The organism is Hydrogenophaga sp. (assembly GCF_030373245.1).
Taxonomy (GTDB): domain Bacteria; phylum Pseudomonadota; class Gammaproteobacteria; order Burkholderiales; family Burkholderiaceae_C; genus Hydrogenophaga.
This window is the reverse complement of the sequence record NZ_JAUCZF010000003.1, coordinates 151,111-165,994: the sequence shown is the minus strand read 5'-3', so window position 1 is coordinate 165,994 and position 14,884 is coordinate 151,111. Positions and strand designations below refer to the sequence as shown.

At 64.0% G+C, this 14,884-nt stretch carries 17 protein-coding genes; 13 read left to right on the top strand and 4 right to left on the bottom strand.

The features are described from left to right. Positions 1-79: 79 nt before the first annotated feature. Positions 80-889 carry an HDOD domain-containing protein gene (locus QUV25_RS08845; RefSeq protein WP_300863251.1) on the bottom strand — a complete coding sequence of 270 codons (810 nt, stop codon included), beginning with the start codon at positions 887-889 and terminating at the stop codon, positions 80-82. A gap of 640 nt (positions 890-1,529) precedes the next feature. Between QUV25_RS08845 and QUV25_RS08840 the strand changes: the two genes are divergently transcribed. Continuing rightward, positions 1,530-2,732, top strand: coding sequence for a PLP-dependent aminotransferase family protein (locus QUV25_RS08840; protein WP_300863250.1), 1,203 nt, complete (start codon positions 1,530-1,532; stop codon positions 2,730-2,732). 15 nt (positions 2,733-2,747) lie between these two features. Here the strand turns inward: QUV25_RS08840 and QUV25_RS08835 are convergent, their stop codons facing one another. Together QUV25_RS08835 and QUV25_RS08830 are read right to left on the bottom strand one after the other, a co-directional pair. Next, complete coding sequence (locus QUV25_RS08835) at positions 2,748-3,098, bottom strand: hypothetical protein (RefSeq protein WP_300863248.1); 351 nt, start codon at positions 3,096-3,098, stop codon at positions 2,748-2,750. Between the two features lie 130 nt (positions 3,099-3,228). Then, a complete protein-coding gene (locus tag QUV25_RS08830; protein WP_300863246.1) occupies positions 3,229-3,822 on the bottom strand; it encodes a lysophospholipid acyltransferase family protein in 594 nt (197 codons plus the stop codon). A 120-nt stretch (positions 3,823-3,942) separates the two neighbouring features. Here QUV25_RS08830 and QUV25_RS08825 point away from each other — a divergent pair, with 120 nt between their 5' ends. Together QUV25_RS08825 and QUV25_RS08820 are read left to right on the top strand one after the other, a co-directional pair. After that, positions 3,943-4,761 carry an alpha/beta hydrolase gene (locus QUV25_RS08825; RefSeq protein ID WP_300863244.1) on the top strand — a complete coding sequence of 273 codons (819 nt, stop codon included), beginning with the start codon at positions 3,943-3,945 and terminating at the stop codon, positions 4,759-4,761. Beyond that, positions 4,758-4,973, top strand: coding sequence for a DUF3820 family protein (locus QUV25_RS08820; protein ID WP_300863243.1), 216 nt, complete (start codon positions 4,758-4,760; stop codon positions 4,971-4,973). Before QUV25_RS08825 ends, QUV25_RS08820 begins: the two co-directional genes overlap by 4 nt. On the opposite strand, the gene QUV25_RS08815 is transcribed toward QUV25_RS08820, so the two are convergent. Then, positions 4,970-5,563 (bottom strand): 3'-5' exonuclease domain-containing protein 2, encoded by a 594-nt coding sequence (locus tag QUV25_RS08815; protein WP_300863242.1) that lies wholly within the window; start codon positions 5,561-5,563, stop codon positions 4,970-4,972. The genes QUV25_RS08820 and QUV25_RS08815 overlap by 4 nt on opposite strands. 98 nt (positions 5,564-5,661) lie before the next feature. Here QUV25_RS08815 and QUV25_RS08810 point away from each other — a divergent pair, with 98 nt between their 5' ends. The 10 genes from QUV25_RS08810 to hscB all read left to right on the top strand — a co-directional run bounded on the left by QUV25_RS08810 (position 5,662) and on the right by hscB (position 14,876). Next, positions 5,662-5,970 carry a hypothetical protein gene (locus QUV25_RS08810; RefSeq protein WP_300863241.1) on the top strand — a complete coding sequence of 103 codons (309 nt, stop codon included), beginning with the start codon at positions 5,662-5,664 and terminating at the stop codon, positions 5,968-5,970. 61 nt (positions 5,971-6,031) lie between these two features. After that, positions 6,032-6,406, top strand: a complete 375-nt coding sequence (locus tag QUV25_RS08805; protein WP_300863240.1) for a DUF6172 family protein — start codon at positions 6,032-6,034, stop codon at positions 6,404-6,406. Continuing rightward, on the top strand, positions 6,360-8,480 hold the full coding sequence (gene uvrB, locus QUV25_RS08800) for an excinuclease ABC subunit UvrB (protein ID WP_300863238.1): 2,121 nt from the start codon (positions 6,360-6,362) through the stop codon (positions 8,478-8,480). The genes QUV25_RS08805 and uvrB overlap by 47 nt, the downstream gene beginning before the upstream one ends. 184 nt (positions 8,481-8,664) lie before the next feature. Continuing rightward, positions 8,665-9,369: a response regulator transcription factor gene (locus QUV25_RS08795; RefSeq protein WP_300863237.1), complete on the top strand. Its 705-nt coding sequence runs from the start codon at positions 8,665-8,667 to the stop codon at positions 9,367-9,369. Then, the gene (locus QUV25_RS08790; RefSeq protein ID WP_300863236.1) at positions 9,366-11,264 is read left to right on the top strand and encodes an ATP-binding protein; all 1,899 of its coding nucleotides are present in this window, start codon (positions 9,366-9,368) and stop codon (positions 11,262-11,264) included. The genes QUV25_RS08795 and QUV25_RS08790 overlap by 4 nt, the downstream gene beginning before the upstream one ends. A 297-nt stretch (positions 11,265-11,561) precedes the next feature. Next, positions 11,562-12,095, top strand: coding sequence for a Fe-S cluster assembly transcriptional regulator IscR (gene iscR / locus QUV25_RS08785; RefSeq protein ID WP_291013747.1), 534 nt, complete (start codon positions 11,562-11,564; stop codon positions 12,093-12,095). Positions 12,096-12,199: 104 nt separating this feature from the next. Continuing rightward, the gene (locus QUV25_RS08780; protein ID WP_300863234.1) at positions 12,200-13,417 is read left to right on the top strand and encodes an IscS subfamily cysteine desulfurase; all 1,218 of its coding nucleotides are present in this window, start codon (positions 12,200-12,202) and stop codon (positions 13,415-13,417) included. Positions 13,418-13,430: 13 nt separating this feature from the next. Further along, entirely contained in the window at positions 13,431-13,817 is a 387-nt protein-coding gene (iscU, locus tag QUV25_RS08775) for a Fe-S cluster assembly scaffold IscU (protein ID WP_300863233.1), read from the top strand. 132 nt (positions 13,818-13,949) lie between these two features. Next, complete coding sequence (gene iscA, locus QUV25_RS08770) at positions 13,950-14,273, top strand: iron-sulfur cluster assembly protein IscA (protein ID WP_066090558.1); 324 nt, start codon at positions 13,950-13,952, stop codon at positions 14,271-14,273. Positions 14,274-14,357: 84 nt separating this feature from the next. Beyond that, positions 14,358-14,876, top strand: coding sequence for a Fe-S protein assembly co-chaperone HscB (hscB, locus tag QUV25_RS08765; protein WP_300863569.1), 519 nt, complete (start codon positions 14,358-14,360; stop codon positions 14,874-14,876). The last annotated feature ends 8 nt before the right edge of the window (positions 14,877-14,884 follow it).

Sequence of the window (14,884 nt, the reverse complement as noted above, 5' to 3'; positions counted from 1 at the left end):
TTCCTGGCGCATCGACCTGCGCTCGTGGCGGTGCCGCTGCGCGCGCCGGAATCGCGCGAGATGCAAGGGAGTCCGGCTGTCAGTGCAGCGTGGACGCCTGCACATAGGCCTGCGCCTGCGGCAGGCGGCTGCGCATCCATGCGGCATCGAGGTTGAGCGCGCCCAGCACCTCGGCCGGCAGGCCGTCGACTGCGTCTTCGCTCAGCTCGTCCGAAGCGGCCAGCAGTTCGGCCACGTGCAGCACCGCGCCCAGCTGCGAAAACGGCTGCGCCTGCATGGGCTTGGCTGCGGCGTTCAATGCGTCGACCATGGCGTCGGGAAAATTCCAGGCGCGGGCCAGCTCGGCGCTGACCTGGCCTTCGGTGAAGCCCAGCAACGCGTGCTCGCGTTCCCACCGGGCGCCCGGGTAGCTGGGCTGCCGCTCGAAATCGATCACGCTGCTGGGTGACTTCATGCCCATGAGCAGTTCACCCACGCGCACCATGAAGCCGCTGAGCCAGGCCTGCTCGCTGTCCGACCCCACGCCACTGGCCACCCATTGCGCCAGGCCGCCGCAGCTCTGGCTCTCGCGCCAGAACGTTTCACGGTCCAGGCCGGGCACCACCGGAAAGGCGTCGTTGAAGCAGGAGGCCAGCGCCAGCGCGCGCACCTGGCGCAGGCCAACCAGGGCGATCGCATCATCCAGCGTGCTGATCTGACGCGAGCGGCCGTAGCGTGCGCTGTTGGCCAGACGCAGCAACTGCACCGCCAGTGCCGGGTCGCGCGCAATGGCATCGCGCAGCTGCGGCACCGGGACATCCTCATCGTTGAGCGAGCGGATCAGCTCGTGAGCCACCTCAGGCATCACCGGCAGGGTGAGATTTTTGAAAAAGTCGGCCACTGGGGACATGTGGAGTTCTCGCGGAGTCATCACAGATTGCTCGATTCTGGTGGCCTGGCGCCAGCGGCAAAGCCGGAAATCCGGCACAAAAGCCGTGCTGTTTTGCTTCGGGCCGCAGCTTGAGCGCTCACAGACCCATTCAGGCCACCCGAGAGTGCAGGCGCCGCTTGATCGTGGTGTCAAAGCCCTGGATACCGATTTTTCTCATTGCCACCAGGAGCTTTTCTGTGACACGCAGGCGGGCGGTTCAGAATGGGGTCATGAAAGTGGCGCAATGGGCAGGACGATGCGCTGCCCCACCGTGTCGGCCAGGCCCTGGAGCTTGACGATCGATCAACCGCGCGGGGTCGGTTTCGCCCATGGCCCCTTCGTTGACGGCCATGGCCAGATCGCGGGCAGGGGTCGGGGCATTGCCGAACGCCTGACTCTGCACCAGCAGGGTAGGCCGCGCCTTCGACGGCCTCATGGCCCCATTTCCGTGAAACTCCATTCGCCATGCGAGGCTTCATTGCAGGCAGTGCTGGCGCTCGGGCGACAGGCATCAGACCGGGCGGCGCCAGGGTGCTCCGGCTGGGTATGGCCGCGGGCAAACCGCGGGCAGCGCCCGCTGGTTACCATCCAGGATTGTTCAGCCTCTTCCGAGCCCGCCATGCCCTTCACCACCCCTTTCGCCGACCGCCTCAACAACGTCGAGACCTCCGCCATTCGCGAGCTTTTCAAGCTGTTGGGCAAGCCCGGCATCATCAGCTTTGCCGGCGGGTTTCCCGACAGTGCGCTGTTTGATGTGGAGGGCATCCGCGAGGCCTCCAACGCCGCGCTCACCTCCGAACCGGGTGCGGCCCTGCAGTACGGCGCTACCGAGGGCTACAACCCCTTGCGCGAACAGATTGCCGGTTTCATGCAGGCCAAGGGTGCGACCGATGTGTCGCCCGAGCAGCTCATCGTCACCACCGGCAGTCAGCAGGCACTCGATCTGCTGGGCAAGACGCTGATTTCGCCCGGCGACAAAGTGATCGTCGAAGGTCCGACCTTTCTCGCCACCATCCAGTGCTTTCGCCTTTACGGCGCACAGCTGATCAGTGCCCCGGTCGACGGTGACGGCGTGCAGACCGACGCCCTGGAGCATCTGATTGCCGAGCACAAGCCGAAGTTCGTCTACCTCATTCCCACCTTCGGCAACCCCAGTGGCGCGCTGCTGAGCCTGGAGCGCCGCCGCCGCGTCCTGGAGATGGCGGTGAAACACCGCACGCTGATCGTGGAGGACGATCCGTACGGCGATCTGTATTTCGGCGCACCGCCGCCTCCCAGCCTGCTGGCGCTGAGCGCCCAGGTGCCGGGCAGTCGCGAGGTGTTGGTGCACTGTGGATCTTTGTCCAAGGTGCTGTCGCCGGGCCTGCGAGTGGGCTGGATGGTGGGACCGGCAGAACTGCTGGCCAAGGCCACCATGTGCAAGCAATTCAGCGACGCCCACACCAGCACCTTCGCCCAGGCCACCGCGGCGCACTACCTCCGCAGCGGTCGTTTGCCGGCGGCGCTGGAGCGAGTGCGTGCGGTGTACGCCGAGCGCGCCGCCGCCATGGGCAGCGCGCTGCGGCGTGAGCTGGGCGATGCGATCGCTTTCGTGCAGCCCCAGGGTGGCCTGTTCATCTGGGCACGCCTCACCGGCGCGGGTGGCAAGGTCAACGATGGAGGCGAACTGGCACGGCGTGCGATCGAGCACAACGTGGCATTTGTGCCGGGCGCACCGTTTTACGCTGCCCAACCCGACGCGTCGACACTGCGTCTCAGTTTTGCCACCGTGGGGGTGGAGAAGATCGAAGACGGCGTGAAGCGCTTGGGACAGGCGCTCTGACGCACGACCGGCCTGTCAGCGGGAACGGTCAGGCCCTGCCCCCGGGCTGGCGCTGTCCAGAAGCGCTCGTGGCACCTGGCCCTTGAACAGCGGCAGCAGCGCTGCCAGGCAGTCCCGCGCGTGAGGTTCGTCGTACTGCTCGCAGAGGTGGGCGTAGAGCTCAACCCGCATGTGCCACAGCCCCTGGGCGTCGTGAATCTGGTGCAGCCGGGTGTGCAATTGCGGATGGCGCTCATGGCCGTCTTCGCCCAGCAGTTGCAACATCGCCTCACGGATGGTGGCCACCGCTTCGGGCGAGGGTGGTGGCGGCTTGATGCCGAGCATCGCGCGGATGCTGTCACCGAGGGTGTTGCGAACAGAAACCATGTGAGATCAGAGCAGAAAAGCGTCGGTCGAGCTGGGTGGTTTGACACACGCTCGTATTCAAGCAGCTTTTCAGCGGGGTGGCCCGACGGTTGGTGCAACGAATTGTTAACCGGCAGATTCGGCGTGCTGCTCAGTCTGACGAGTGGAACTGTGTGGCGTTCTTGCCCTTGAACGGCGCGTAGAAGCGCTTGATGGCAGCCATGTCGGCGTCGATATCGCCGGTGGGCAGGAACACAGGGCCCAGGCCACTGCGTTTGCTGGCGTAGTCCATGTAAGCCATGACGATGGGTACCTGAGCGGTGTGGGCGATGTGATAGAAGCCCGTCTTCCACTGTCGGGCCTGGCTGCGTGTGCCCTCGGGCGGCACGATGAGTTGCAGCGAAAAATCGGCCGCCCGGATGGCCTCGGCCGACGCGGCCACCAGGTTGTTGCTCCGGCTTCGGTCCACCGCGATGCCACCCAGCCAGCGCATGAGACCACCGAAGGGCGCCTTGAAGATGCTGGCCTTGCCCATCCAGTACGGCGTGAGCCGCAGGGCAAATGCCACCATGAGGGTGTAGGGCAGATCCCAGTTGCTCGTGTGTGGGGCGGCGATCAGCACGCTCTTGGGCGTGTTGGGCGGCAGGCTGCCCTCGACGCGCCAGCCGGTGAGCCGCAGAAAAGCCACCGAAAAACCACGAAGCAGGGTGTTGACCACAGGCGTGGTGAAGATGGTGCGATGCATGGCGGCGAGTATCGCCGACGCTGCACAGCCTTCGGGTGTGAGGTGCGTTGTGCCGTGCGCGACCGGAGTCCGAGCCAGCGCGACTACTATCTGCCCTGGACACACAGGAGACCGGAAGTGATGGAAGAAACCGATGTGCAGGGCTTGAGCGTGCGGGCAGAGGGGGCCGGGCCCACGGTGGTGATGCTGCACGGTTGGCCGGACTCACCCGCCCTGTGGGACGACACCGTGGAAGCACTGCGCGATGCCTACCGCTGCGTGCGCTTTCCGCTGCCGGGCTACGACCTGGCCAAGCCGGCCCGACCGGTGTCGGTGGACCAGATGTGTGAGCTGATCGGTGCGGTGGTGGATGAGGTCAGTCCGCACGACCCGGTGACGCTCCTGCTGCACGACTGGGGCTGTTTCTTTGGCTACGAATACGCCGCACGCCACCCCAAGCGCGTCTTGCGTGTGGTGGCCACCGACATCGGCGACACCAATTCGGGCGCTTACCTCAAGGCCTTGACGACCACGGAAAAGCTCAAAATCGCTTATTACCAGCTGTGGTTGGCCATGGCGTGGAAGCTGGGCCAGCGTTGGCCCTCTTTGGGCGACCGCATGACGCGATTCATGGCACAGGGGCAGGGCTGTCCCACGCCACCCGAGCGCATGGGCTGGCAGATGAACTACCCCTACGCGATGCAGTGGTTCAAGTCCTACGGCGGGCTTGCGGGCGTGGCGCGAGTCAGCAAGGTGTTTGGGCCGAAAATCCCGACGCTGTTCCTGTTTGGCAAGCGCAAACCCTTCATGTTCCACTCCGCCAACTGGCTGGCCTCGCTCGGCACCACGCCGGGCTGCGCCGCCTACGGCTTCGACGCCGGCCACTGGATGATGACCCAGCGCCCCGCCGAGTTCAATCGTGTGGTGCGCAGCTGGCTCGACCGCGGCGCCACGTCATGAAACCCGAAGACCTGGAGCGCCTGGTCTCAACCGTCATGCCGTTTGGCAAACACCAAGGCACGGTCATCGCCGACCTGCCAGGCAACTACCTGAACTGGTTTGCCCGCGAGGGTTTTCCCAAAGGCGAGATCGGGCGCCTGCTGGCCCTCATGCACGAAATCGATCACAACGGTCTGAGCGACCTGCTCACGCCGCTGCGCCTGCCGCGCTAGGGTTGCAGTGCCAGGTGCACCCGGGCCGCTGCGTAGGCGTCGTTGGCGGCGTAGATCAGCTGAGCTTCGCTCAGGTGAGGATTGGCCCAGTTGGAGGTGGCCGCCTTTTTCGATTTGATGAAGCGCCGCTGGAACAGGATCGCCACCGCAGCCTTTACCCCCATGTCCTTGCGGTAGCCGCGTTCGCGAAACACCGTGTTGAGTTCGAGCACGGCTGCTGGCTCCACGCGCAGCTTGGACTGGATGCGTTTGGTGTCATCGCCCAGGCCAAAGCCCGCCTTGGTGTGCTGGTCGTGCGCCAGCAGATCCGCCACGATGGCGCGGCAGGCCAGGTCCTGCAACTGAAACACCCAGGCGTGATCCTTCGTCGCCAGTTGCACGATGTGAGGTCCGTCGGACACCTGATCTTTGAAGAAGGTGGGTTTGCTTTCGGTGTCGAAGCCCCAGTGGGCGTGATCTCGCAGCGCCGCACTGGCCTCCCGCGCCTGGGCGGCGGACACCACCAGCGTGATCTGGCCCAGTCCGAGGCGGTCGAACTCGGGCAGCAAGGCGATCTCGTCTTTGCTGGGTGTGGGCTGGGAGACTTGCATGAAGGTGGAAGCGGACACCTGCCTGGAGGTGGGTGTTGCGAAGAGAATAATCAATGCATTGTGCCTATGACCCGCTGCGCCCTGCACGAGATTGCCAGATGACCTATTCCCTGAAGCTTTTTGTACCCGATGGCAGCACGCCGGCTCAGCGCGAGGCTGCCGAGCGCCTGTTTCGCCAGTCACTCGACGCCAGCCTGGGCGACGCGGCCCTGGTGGCGCCGGTCTACACCGCCTACCTTGCCATCCTGGGCCAGCACGGCGAGACGCCTGACCCCGAGGCGCTGACGGTGGAGGAGCGCACCGTGCTGGAGCACTGGCAGCAGGCAGAAGGTGCGGCCATGGCAGCGGTGTTCGGCCCGCACCGGCATCTGGATGAGGGCGGGTACGAGATCCGGCTCGATCCATAATCGGGGCCTGCGTTTCCGGTTTCCGTCCTCCCAGGGCGACAGCACGCTCCGAAGGACCCTCATGCGAAAAACCTATCCTCTGCGCCCAGAAGGCAAACATCCCGACCGCGTGCTGGAGGCCGTCAAGCACGACATCCGCAAATACCTGAAGCGCGAGCGCCGTCGAGAGTTGCCCGAGGGCATGCATTTCTGGGATTTTGATTGTCGCTTCGGCGCCAGCCAGGAGGTGGCGCATGTCCTGCACGTGGCTGCGCTGATTGGCGAACTCGATACGCTGGCCAAGACGGGCGCTGTACAGGCGTACGTGGAGATCCTGGCCAGGCCGGCGGTACGCCAGCCGCGCGACCCAGCATCCGACACCGCATCCGCGCCTGCCGCACAATCTGCTGATGTCAACGACCCCCCTTCGTCACCATCCATCACCCCCGCAGCCTGAGGCCGTGACCGAGGCGCCCGCCGAGGGCAATTTCCAGCGTTTCGATGGCTCGCCGTTCGAGCTGTTTCTGCCCTACCCACCGGCGGGTGACCAGCCCACGGCCATCGAGCAACTGGTCGAGGGCGTGAACGACGGAGAAGTGTTCCAGACCCTGCTGGGCGTGACCGGCTCGGGCAAGACCTTTACCATGGCCAACGTGATCGCCCGCCTGGGCCGCCCGGCCATCGTGTTCGCGCCCAACAAGACGCTGGCCGCACAGCTGTACAGCGAGTTTCGCGAGTTCTTCCCCAAGAACGCGGTCGAGTACTTCGTCAGCTACTACGACTACTACCAGCCCGAGGCCTACGTGCCGCAACGCGACCTGTTCATCGAAAAGGACAGCGCGATCAACGAGCACATCGAGCAGATGCGGCTGTCTTGCACCAAAAGCATCCTGGAGCGGCGCGACGTGGTGATCGTGGCCACGGTGTCGGCCATCTACGGCATCGGCAAGCCCGAGAGTTACCACCAGATGGTGATGACGCTGCGCGTGGGCGACAAGATCGGCCAGCGCGACCTGATCGCCCAGCTGGTGCGCATGCAGTACGCGCGCAACGAACAGGATTTTTCGCGCGGCAAGTTCCGCGTGCGCGGCGATACCATCGACGTGTTTCCGGCCGAACACAGCGAGATGGCGATCCGTATCGAGCTGTTCGATGACGAGGTGGAAACCCTGCAGCTGTTCGACCCGCTCACCGGCAAGGTGCGCCAGAAGATCCCGCGCTTCACGGTGTACCCGAGCAGCCACTACGTGACCCCGCGCGAACAGGTACTCAACGCGGTGGAGCTGATCAAGGAGGAGCTGCGCGAGCGCCTGGGCCAGCTGGTGGGCATGGGCAAGCTGGTGGAGGCCCAGCGGCTGGAGCAGCGCACGCGCTTTGATCTGGAGATGCTCAGCGAGGTCGGTCACTGCAAGGGTATCGAGAACTATTCGCGCCACCTGTCGGGCAGCGCCGAGGGCGAACCGCCTTCCACGCTGACCGACTACCTGCCGAAAGACGCGCTGATGTTTCTGGACGAGAGCCACGTGCTCATGGGCCAGTTCGGTGGTATGTACAACGGTGACCGCGCGCGCAAGACCACGCTGGTCGAATACGGATTTCGCCTGCCCAGCGCGCTGGACAACCGACCACTCAAGCTCGAAGAGTTTGAACAGCGCATGCGCCAAGTGGTGTTTGTCTCGGCGACGCCAGCCGATTATGAGAAGACGCATTCGGGCCAGGTGGTGGAGCAGCTGGTGCGTCCCACCGGCCTGGTGGACCCGGAGGTGGAGGTGCGCCCGGCCACGCACCAGGTAGATGACGTGCTGCAGGAAATCCGCATCCGCGTGGAGAAGCACGAGCGTGTACTCATCACCACACTGACCAAACGCATGGCCGAGCAGTTGACCGACTATTTAACGGAAAACGGCGTCAAGGTGCGTTACCTCCACAGCGACGTGGACACGGTCGAGCGGGTCGAGATCCTGCGCGACCTGCGGCTGGGCGCGTTCGATGTGCTGGTGGGCATCAACCTGCTGCGCGAGGGTCTTGATATTCCCGAGGTCTCGCTGGTGGCCATTCTGGACGCCGACAAGGAAGGTTTTCTGCGCTCCGAGCGCAGCCTGATCCAGACCATCGGGCGGGCCGCGCGCAACCTGAATGGCCGCGCCATCCTGTATGCCGACCGCGTGACCGACTCCATGGCGCGCGCCATGGGCGAGACCGAGCGCCGGCGAACCAAGCAGGTGGCGCATAACCTGGCCATGGGCATCGTGCCGCGCAGCATCAACAAGAAGGTGAAGGATCTGATTGACGGTGTCTACAGCGAAAAGGCAGGCAAAGAAGCGGATCGCCTGGCCGCCGAAAGCGCGCTGCGCGCCAGCACCGAGGACATGAGCGAAAAAGACCTGTCGCGTGAGATCAAGCGGCTGGAAAAGCTGATGCTGGAGCACGCGCGCAACCTGGAGTTCGAGAAGGCCGCCAGCGTGCGCGACCAGCTCAGCCACCTCAAAGCCCAGGTTTTTGGCGCATCGGGCGAAGACCACGTGGCCTGAGTTCCGGGCCGGGCGACATGCTCGCTTTCACCGGTGTCCCGACGCTGTATCCGAGGCACGTACCGGGGGGGAACTCCACCGATCGGGGCTCGCCGCCCATTTCGCGGACAATTACGCCAAAAGTACCCATGCAGGGGCCGCCGCAATCGTGGCGGGACATGGATACGCCTTTCACGTTGCCAACATGCCAGTTCAAAGCGCTGCGCGCACGCGCGCACCGGACAGTAGAGATTCCACCAGCCTGTACCTGATCGAGGACGATCCGGCCATTCTTGAGTTTGTTCGGGAGGCCTTGTTGCTGCGGCCAGGGTGGCGTCTGCTGGGGGTCTCGCGCGACCTGGCCCATGCCCGCGAACACGCGCTGGCCGCGCCGGCCAACGTGTTTTTGGTCGACCTGGGCTTGCCCGACGGACGCGGTGAAGCCCTGTTGCGGACCCTGGCCATGCACAAGCCCGATGCCGAGCTGCTGGTGTTCACCGTGTTTGGGGATGAGTCGCGGCTGATCGAGGCGCTGGAGGCCGGTGCGACGGGTTACGTGCTCAAGGGCTGCGCGTCGCAGGAGCTGGTGCTCGCGGTCGAGCAGATCCGGGCGGGTGGGGCACCGATCTCCCCGCTGCTGGCGCGTCGCCTCCTCAAGCGCTTTCGCGCCGATCCACCGCCTGCTGTCCAGACTGCGTCGGTCTCGTCGGCCGACCAGATGCTTCTGTCGCAGCGAGAAACCGAGGTGCTGCAGCTGCTGGCCCAGGGGTATGTGAACAAGGAAATTGCGCTGAGACTGAGCATCGCGCCGGCCACGGTCGATAGCCATGTCAAGAATCTGTACCGCAAGCTGTCGGTGCACAGCCGGGTACAGGTGATCCGCGTGGCGCAGGAGCGAGGCTTGTTGTGATTCCCTGGGGCCGCGCCCGCCGCTTGCTGTCCGGCCTGCCGGTAGACGCCTGGACTGCGGTCCTGCTGACTCTGCTGCTGGTGTCGCTCGGGTTGGTGACGAAATCCACCGACATCGAGGGCGCTCGGGTGCTGACGCATGCGCTGCTGCAGACCCCTTCGCCGTCTGTGGCGCCCGCTCAGGTGGTCAGCCTGCCTCATGTGTGGAACAACCGAGAGCGCAACTGGGCTGGGCAGGCCGTGTACACGCTGGAGCTGCCCGCCGAGATCGTCGCGTCCGACCAAGCGGTGGCCGATCTCGCGGTGCTGTTGCCTCGGGTGGGTGTTCGCTTTCGGTTGCTGCTCAACGGCCACGAGCTGTTGGCCGATGCCTGGCGCTGGGGGCCTGGCTATGCCGATACTGGCACGCGCTCGCACTACGCGCCTTTGCCGGTGGAGTTTCTGTTCGCGCCAGGACAGGTCAACCAGCTGCGCATCGAGTTGCAGGGCCAGCCTCTGCGAATCAGTGGGCTCGGACCGGTGTGGGTGGGTCCGCGCGACGCCATGCAGCAGCGTCACCTCTGGCTGCAAGGCTGGCAGGTCAACCTGACCTGGATGGTGGCAGCCACCGGGTTCACGCTCGGGCTGCTCGCGCTGCTGGTTTGGCTCAACACTGGTGAGCGGCTGTTTGGCCTGCTCGCAGCAGGCCTGCTGGTGCTGACTGTGCGGCTGCTGCTGTCCACGCCCATGTTTTTGCCGGGCGCGTTCGGTTTTTGGGACTACCTCCACAAACTCAGCTTTACCCTTTACTGCGGACTGACCTACCTGTTCCTCGCGGAACTGTTTCGCTTCGATCAGCAGCAGGTAAAGCGGCTTGTGCTCGGCATGATGGTGATCGCGCCCCTGTGGCTGGGAATGGTGGTCTGGACCGATCATTACGAGCTGTATCGGGTCTGGATGGGCGCCATTGTGCTGATCTGCATCTTCGCGCTGGGGCGGGTCATGTTGCGGGTGCGCTGGCGCATGGGCGTGAACCAGCGCCTGATGGCGGTGGTGTCGCTGGCTACGCTGATCACAGGGGTGCGCGACTTCCTGGTGGTGCACCTGGGCCTGCCGGGCGACGCAGACATCCGGTGGATGACGCCAGGCAGCATGGTGTTGATGTTTGTGATGGGCTGGGTGTTGCTGCGTCGAACGATCGATGCATTGGAGGAGACAAAGCGGCTCAATGCCGAGCTGGCGCGCACCGTCGACCAGCGCGAGGCTGAGCTGCACGCCGCCGTCGAAGGCTTGCGGGTGGCCCAGACCCAGCGTGTGCTGGAAGCCGAGCGCCAGCGGCTGACGCGCGACATGCACGACGGCCTGGGCAGCCAGCTGGTGCAGACGCTCAGCCTGGTGCGCAGCGCCGGCTCACGCCTGGATGCCGAGGCAGTGGCCGGCATGCTCAACCACGCGTTGGACGAGCTGCGCCTCACGCTGGATTCACTTGAGCCTATGGAGGGCGACCTGCCGACCGTGCTGGGCATGCTGCGCCGACGCATCGAGCCTGCCCTGCAAGGCTCGGGAATCGAGCTGGACTGGCAGGTGCAGGGCGTACCGCCGGTCGCTGGCATGGAAGCCCAGGGTGTGATGCACCTGTTTCGCTGCCTGCAAGAGGTGATCGCCAACGTGGTCAAACACGCCCAGGCCCGCCGCGTCGCGGTGCGGACCTGGCATGAGGCTGGCCAGGTGGGATTGAGTGTGACCGACGACGGGGTGGGGCTCGGACGGCTGGATCCTGAGTCGGGACCGCCCGGGCGCGGCATGGCTCACATGCGACTGCGCGCCCTCGAGATGGGCGCCGAATTGCGGCTTGAGGCAGCCCATCCCGGGACCCGAGTGAGCCTGCTGTGGCCGGTCGACAGTGCGGAATCATGAGGCGTCTCTCAACAGAGTGTGCCCGTTGGGCGCAGGGCGTGACCAGCGCAAATGTCGGACTGATCACCCATCACACCCGGTGTTTTGCGTGTTTGTCCTAGACAAACTCAGTTTTTCGGCTAGAATCCGGAGCAAATCACTGGGCCTTTCCGCTATACTCGACGAAAACAGTCGGGAAAGCCGGCCCTAGAACAAACGACCCGAAAGGCGGGTGGGGTGGGCGGAAAGAGAGGTTCTCGGGACATGCGTTCTGTGGAGCCATCCAACGACAGTCAAGCATCACCAAGGAGCTTGAAAATGCGCCTCACGACCAAAGGCCGCTTTGCGGTCACAGCCATGATCGATCTGGCCCTGCGCCAGAACAACGGTCCCGTCACGCTGGCTGCCATCAGCCAGCGTCAGCAGATTTCGCTGTCTTACCTGGAACAGCTGTTCGGCAAGCTGCGTCGACACGAACTCGTCGAATCGACCCGCGGTCCAGGCGGCGGGTACACATTGGGCCGAAAGGCAGCCGATATCACCGTGGCCGACATCATCGTCTCGGTGGACGAGCCGATCGATGCCACCCAGTGCGGAGGCAAGGAAAACTGCCTCGGCGAAGGTCACCGCTGCATGACGCACGAACTCTGGGCAGCGCTCAACACCAAGATGGTCGACTTTCTCGACTCGGTATCCCTGCAGTCGCTGGTGGACGACCAGCTGGCCAAGGGCCTGGTGGTGGAAAACGCGCCGGCCATTAAGCGAGCGATTTCCAGTCCATCGGTGGTCAAGCCGATTCGGGTGAATGCTCCCAATTCGGTGTTTGCGCTCGGCGCCGCGTTCTCTAAGTGAAGTGGCGCGGGCTGGCAGCAACCCCTGCCGCCCGTTGTCACCTCGGTCGATGCGGGGCACGTCGCTCGAAAGCTCTGATCACCCCATTACATGATGTCAAACCCATGAGTACGCCACACTTTCCGATCTACATGGATTACAGCGCCACCAACCCCTGCGACCCGCGGGTGGTGGATGCCATGATTCCCTGGTTGCGCGAGCACTTCGGCAACCCGGCTTCGCGCAGCCACGCCTGGGGCTGGGAAGCTGAGAAAGCGGTGGAGACCGCTCGCGAGCAGGTGGCCGCCCTGATCGGCGCCGACCCGCGCGAAATCGTGTGGACCAGTGGCGCCACCGAGTCCAACAACCTCGCCTTGAAGGGGGCTGCGCACTTTTACGCCTCCAAGGGCAAACACCTCATCACGGTCAAGACCGAGCACAAAGCCGTGCTGGACACCATGCGCGAGCTGGAGCGACAGGGCTTCGAGGTCACTTACCTCGATGTGCAGTCTGATGGGCTGGTCAATCTCGACACGTTCAAGGCCGCCATCCGGCCCGACACGATCCTGGCTTCGGTCATGTTCGTGAACAACGAGATCGGTGTCATTCAGGACATCTCCGCCATTGGGGCCATCTGCCGCGAGAAAGGCGTGATCTTCCATGTGGACGCCGCGCAGGCTACCGGTCGGGTGGACATCGACCTGCAAACCCTGCCGGTGGACCTGATGAGCCTCACCAGTCACAAGACCTATGGTCCCAAAGGCATCGGTGCCCTGTTTGTGCGCCGCAAGCCGCGCGTGCGCATCGAGGCGCAGATGCACGGTGGCGGTCACGAGCGTGGCATGCGGTCGGGCACCTTGCCGACCCACCAGTGCGTGGGCATGGGCGAGGCCTACCGCATTGCCAAGGCCGAGATGCACGAAGAGAACAAGCGGATTCGCGCGTTGCACGACCGCATGGTGGCTGGTTTGAAAGACATCGAAGAGGTGTTCATCAACGGCCATGAGACACAGCGCGTGCCGCACAACCTCAACATGAGCTTCAATTACGTTGAGGGCGAGTCGCTGATCATGGGCATCAAGGGCCTGGCGGTTTCGTCCGGTTCGGCCTGCACCTCGGCCAGCCTTGAGCCCAGCTACGTGCTGCGTGCCCTGGGTCGCAGCGACGAGCTGGCCCACAGCAGCCTTCGCATGACGATCGGTCGCTGGACCACCGAAGAAGAAATCGATTACGCCATCAATACCATCAAGGAGAACGTGGCCAAGTTGCGCGAACTCTCGCCGCTTTGGGAAATGTTCAAAGATGGCGTGGATCTCTCAACGATCCAATGGGCAGCACACTGAAGGAGAAAACACCATGGCTTATTCTGAAAAAGTTGTAGACCACTACGAAAACCCCCGCAACGTCGGCTCGTTTGACAAAGGCGACGAGTCCGTCGGTACCGGTATGGTGGGCGCGCCCGCCTGCGGCGACGTGATGAAGCTGCAGATCAAGGTCAACCCTCAGTCGGGCGTGATCGAAGACGCGCGTTTCAAGACCTACGGCTGCGGCTCGGCCATTGCGTCGAGCTCGCTGGTGACCGAATGGGTCAAGGGCAAGACGCTGGATCAGGCTGCAGCGCTGAAGAACAGCCAGATCGCCGAAGAGCTGGCCTTGCCGCCGGTGAAAATTCATTGCTCCATCCTGGCCGAGGACGCCATCAAGGCTGCGGTAGACGACTACCGCAAGAAGCACCAGCACTGACTCCCCTCGCGCTGCCCGGCGTTGCTCCCCGACCAGGGGGCGGCTCCGGCAGCCAATCAGGGCCGGTCCTGCCTGTCTTGACTCAGGACACTGCTATCCCCCGGCAAAGCCATCGCGCCATCACAGACCAACATGTCCATCTCGATTTCCGAAGCTGCAGCCCGCCACGTTACCCGCTACATCACCAAGCGGGGCAAGGGCGTGGGCGTGCGTCTGGGCGTGAAGACCACCGGTTGTTCGGGCCTTGCCTACAAGCTGGAGTACGCGGATGAGATTGCGCCGGAGGACGTGGTGTTCGAGGACAATGGCGTCAAGGTTTTGGTTGATCCCAAGAGTCTGGCCTATATCGATGGCACCCAGCTCGACTTTGTGCGCGAAGGCCTGAACGAAGGTTTTCGCTTCAACAACCCCAACGAACGCGACCGCTGCGGTTGTGGTGAGAGCTTTCGCATTTGACGGTCCGCCGTTGTTGCGCAGGCCGCCAGCGCTCATTTGCCCTGGCGGTTTTTTGTTTTTGAGCCCCTCTGTTGATCGATGACTCTGAGTCTGCAATCCTCCGATTTTGAAATCTTCGAGCTGCTGCCCAGCTTCGAGCTGGACCGCGCCGCGCTCGACACGCGCTGGAAGACTTTGCAGCGAGAGGCTCACCCCGACCGCTTCGCCACCGCCAATGCGTTGGCGCAGCGCCAGGCCATGCAGTGGTCGGTGCGCATCAACGAGGCCTACCAGCGCTTGAAAGATCCGCTCAAGCGCGCGGCCTATTTGTGCGAGTTGAACGGCGCACGCATCGATGCGGAAAACAACACCGCCATGCCAGCGACGTTTCTGATGCAGCAGATGCAGTGGCGCGAAGAGCTGGACGAGGCGCAATCTGCTGCCGACCTGGAGCGCATGGCCGAAGAGGTCGCCGCGGCTCGCAGCGACCTGCTGAAACAACTGCGGACGACCGCGGACGATAGACGCGACTATGTCGCTCTTGCGCAGCAGGTCAGAGCCCTTATGTTCGTTGAGCGCTTTGCGCGCGATGTCGAAGCACGACTCGATCAGCTGGAACAATAGAGGCCAAC

Bases quoted from the DNA above. Each gene is read 5' to 3' on its own strand.
- QUV25_RS08845 (WP_300863251.1), bottom strand. From the start codon at position 889: ATGTCCCCAGTGGCCGACTTTTTCAAAAATCTCACCCTGCCGGTGATG.
- QUV25_RS08840 (WP_300863250.1), top strand. From the start codon at position 1,530: ATGCCCTTCACCACCCCTTTCGCCGACCGCCTCAACAACGTCGAGACC.
- QUV25_RS08835 (WP_300863248.1), bottom strand. From the start codon at position 3,098: ATGGTTTCTGTTCGCAACACCCTCGGTGACAGCATCCGCGCGATGCTC.
- QUV25_RS08830 (WP_300863246.1), bottom strand. From the start codon at position 3,822: ATGCATCGCACCATCTTCACCACGCCTGTGGTCAACACCCTGCTTCGT.
- QUV25_RS08825 (WP_300863244.1), top strand. From the start codon at position 3,943: ATGGAAGAAACCGATGTGCAGGGCTTGAGCGTGCGGGCAGAGGGGGCC.
- QUV25_RS08820 (WP_300863243.1), top strand. From the start codon at position 4,758: ATGAAACCCGAAGACCTGGAGCGCCTGGTCTCAACCGTCATGCCGTTT.
- QUV25_RS08815 (WP_300863242.1), bottom strand. From the start codon at position 5,563: ATGCAAGTCTCCCAGCCCACACCCAGCAAAGACGAGATCGCCTTGCTG.
- QUV25_RS08810 (WP_300863241.1), top strand. From the start codon at position 5,662: ATGACCTATTCCCTGAAGCTTTTTGTACCCGATGGCAGCACGCCGGCT.
- QUV25_RS08805 (WP_300863240.1), top strand. From the start codon at position 6,032: ATGCGAAAAACCTATCCTCTGCGCCCAGAAGGCAAACATCCCGACCGC.
- uvrB (WP_300863238.1), top strand. From the start codon at position 6,360: ATGTCAACGACCCCCCTTCGTCACCATCCATCACCCCCGCAGCCTGAG.
- QUV25_RS08795 (WP_300863237.1), top strand. From the start codon at position 8,665: ATGCCAGTTCAAAGCGCTGCGCGCACGCGCGCACCGGACAGTAGAGAT.
- iscR (WP_291013747.1), top strand. From the start codon at position 11,562: ATGCGCCTCACGACCAAAGGCCGCTTTGCGGTCACAGCCATGATCGAT.
- QUV25_RS08780 (WP_300863234.1), top strand. From the start codon at position 12,200: ATGAGTACGCCACACTTTCCGATCTACATGGATTACAGCGCCACCAAC.
- iscU (WP_300863233.1), top strand. From the start codon at position 13,431: ATGGCTTATTCTGAAAAAGTTGTAGACCACTACGAAAACCCCCGCAAC.
- iscA (WP_066090558.1), top strand. From the start codon at position 13,950: ATGTCCATCTCGATTTCCGAAGCTGCAGCCCGCCACGTTACCCGCTAC.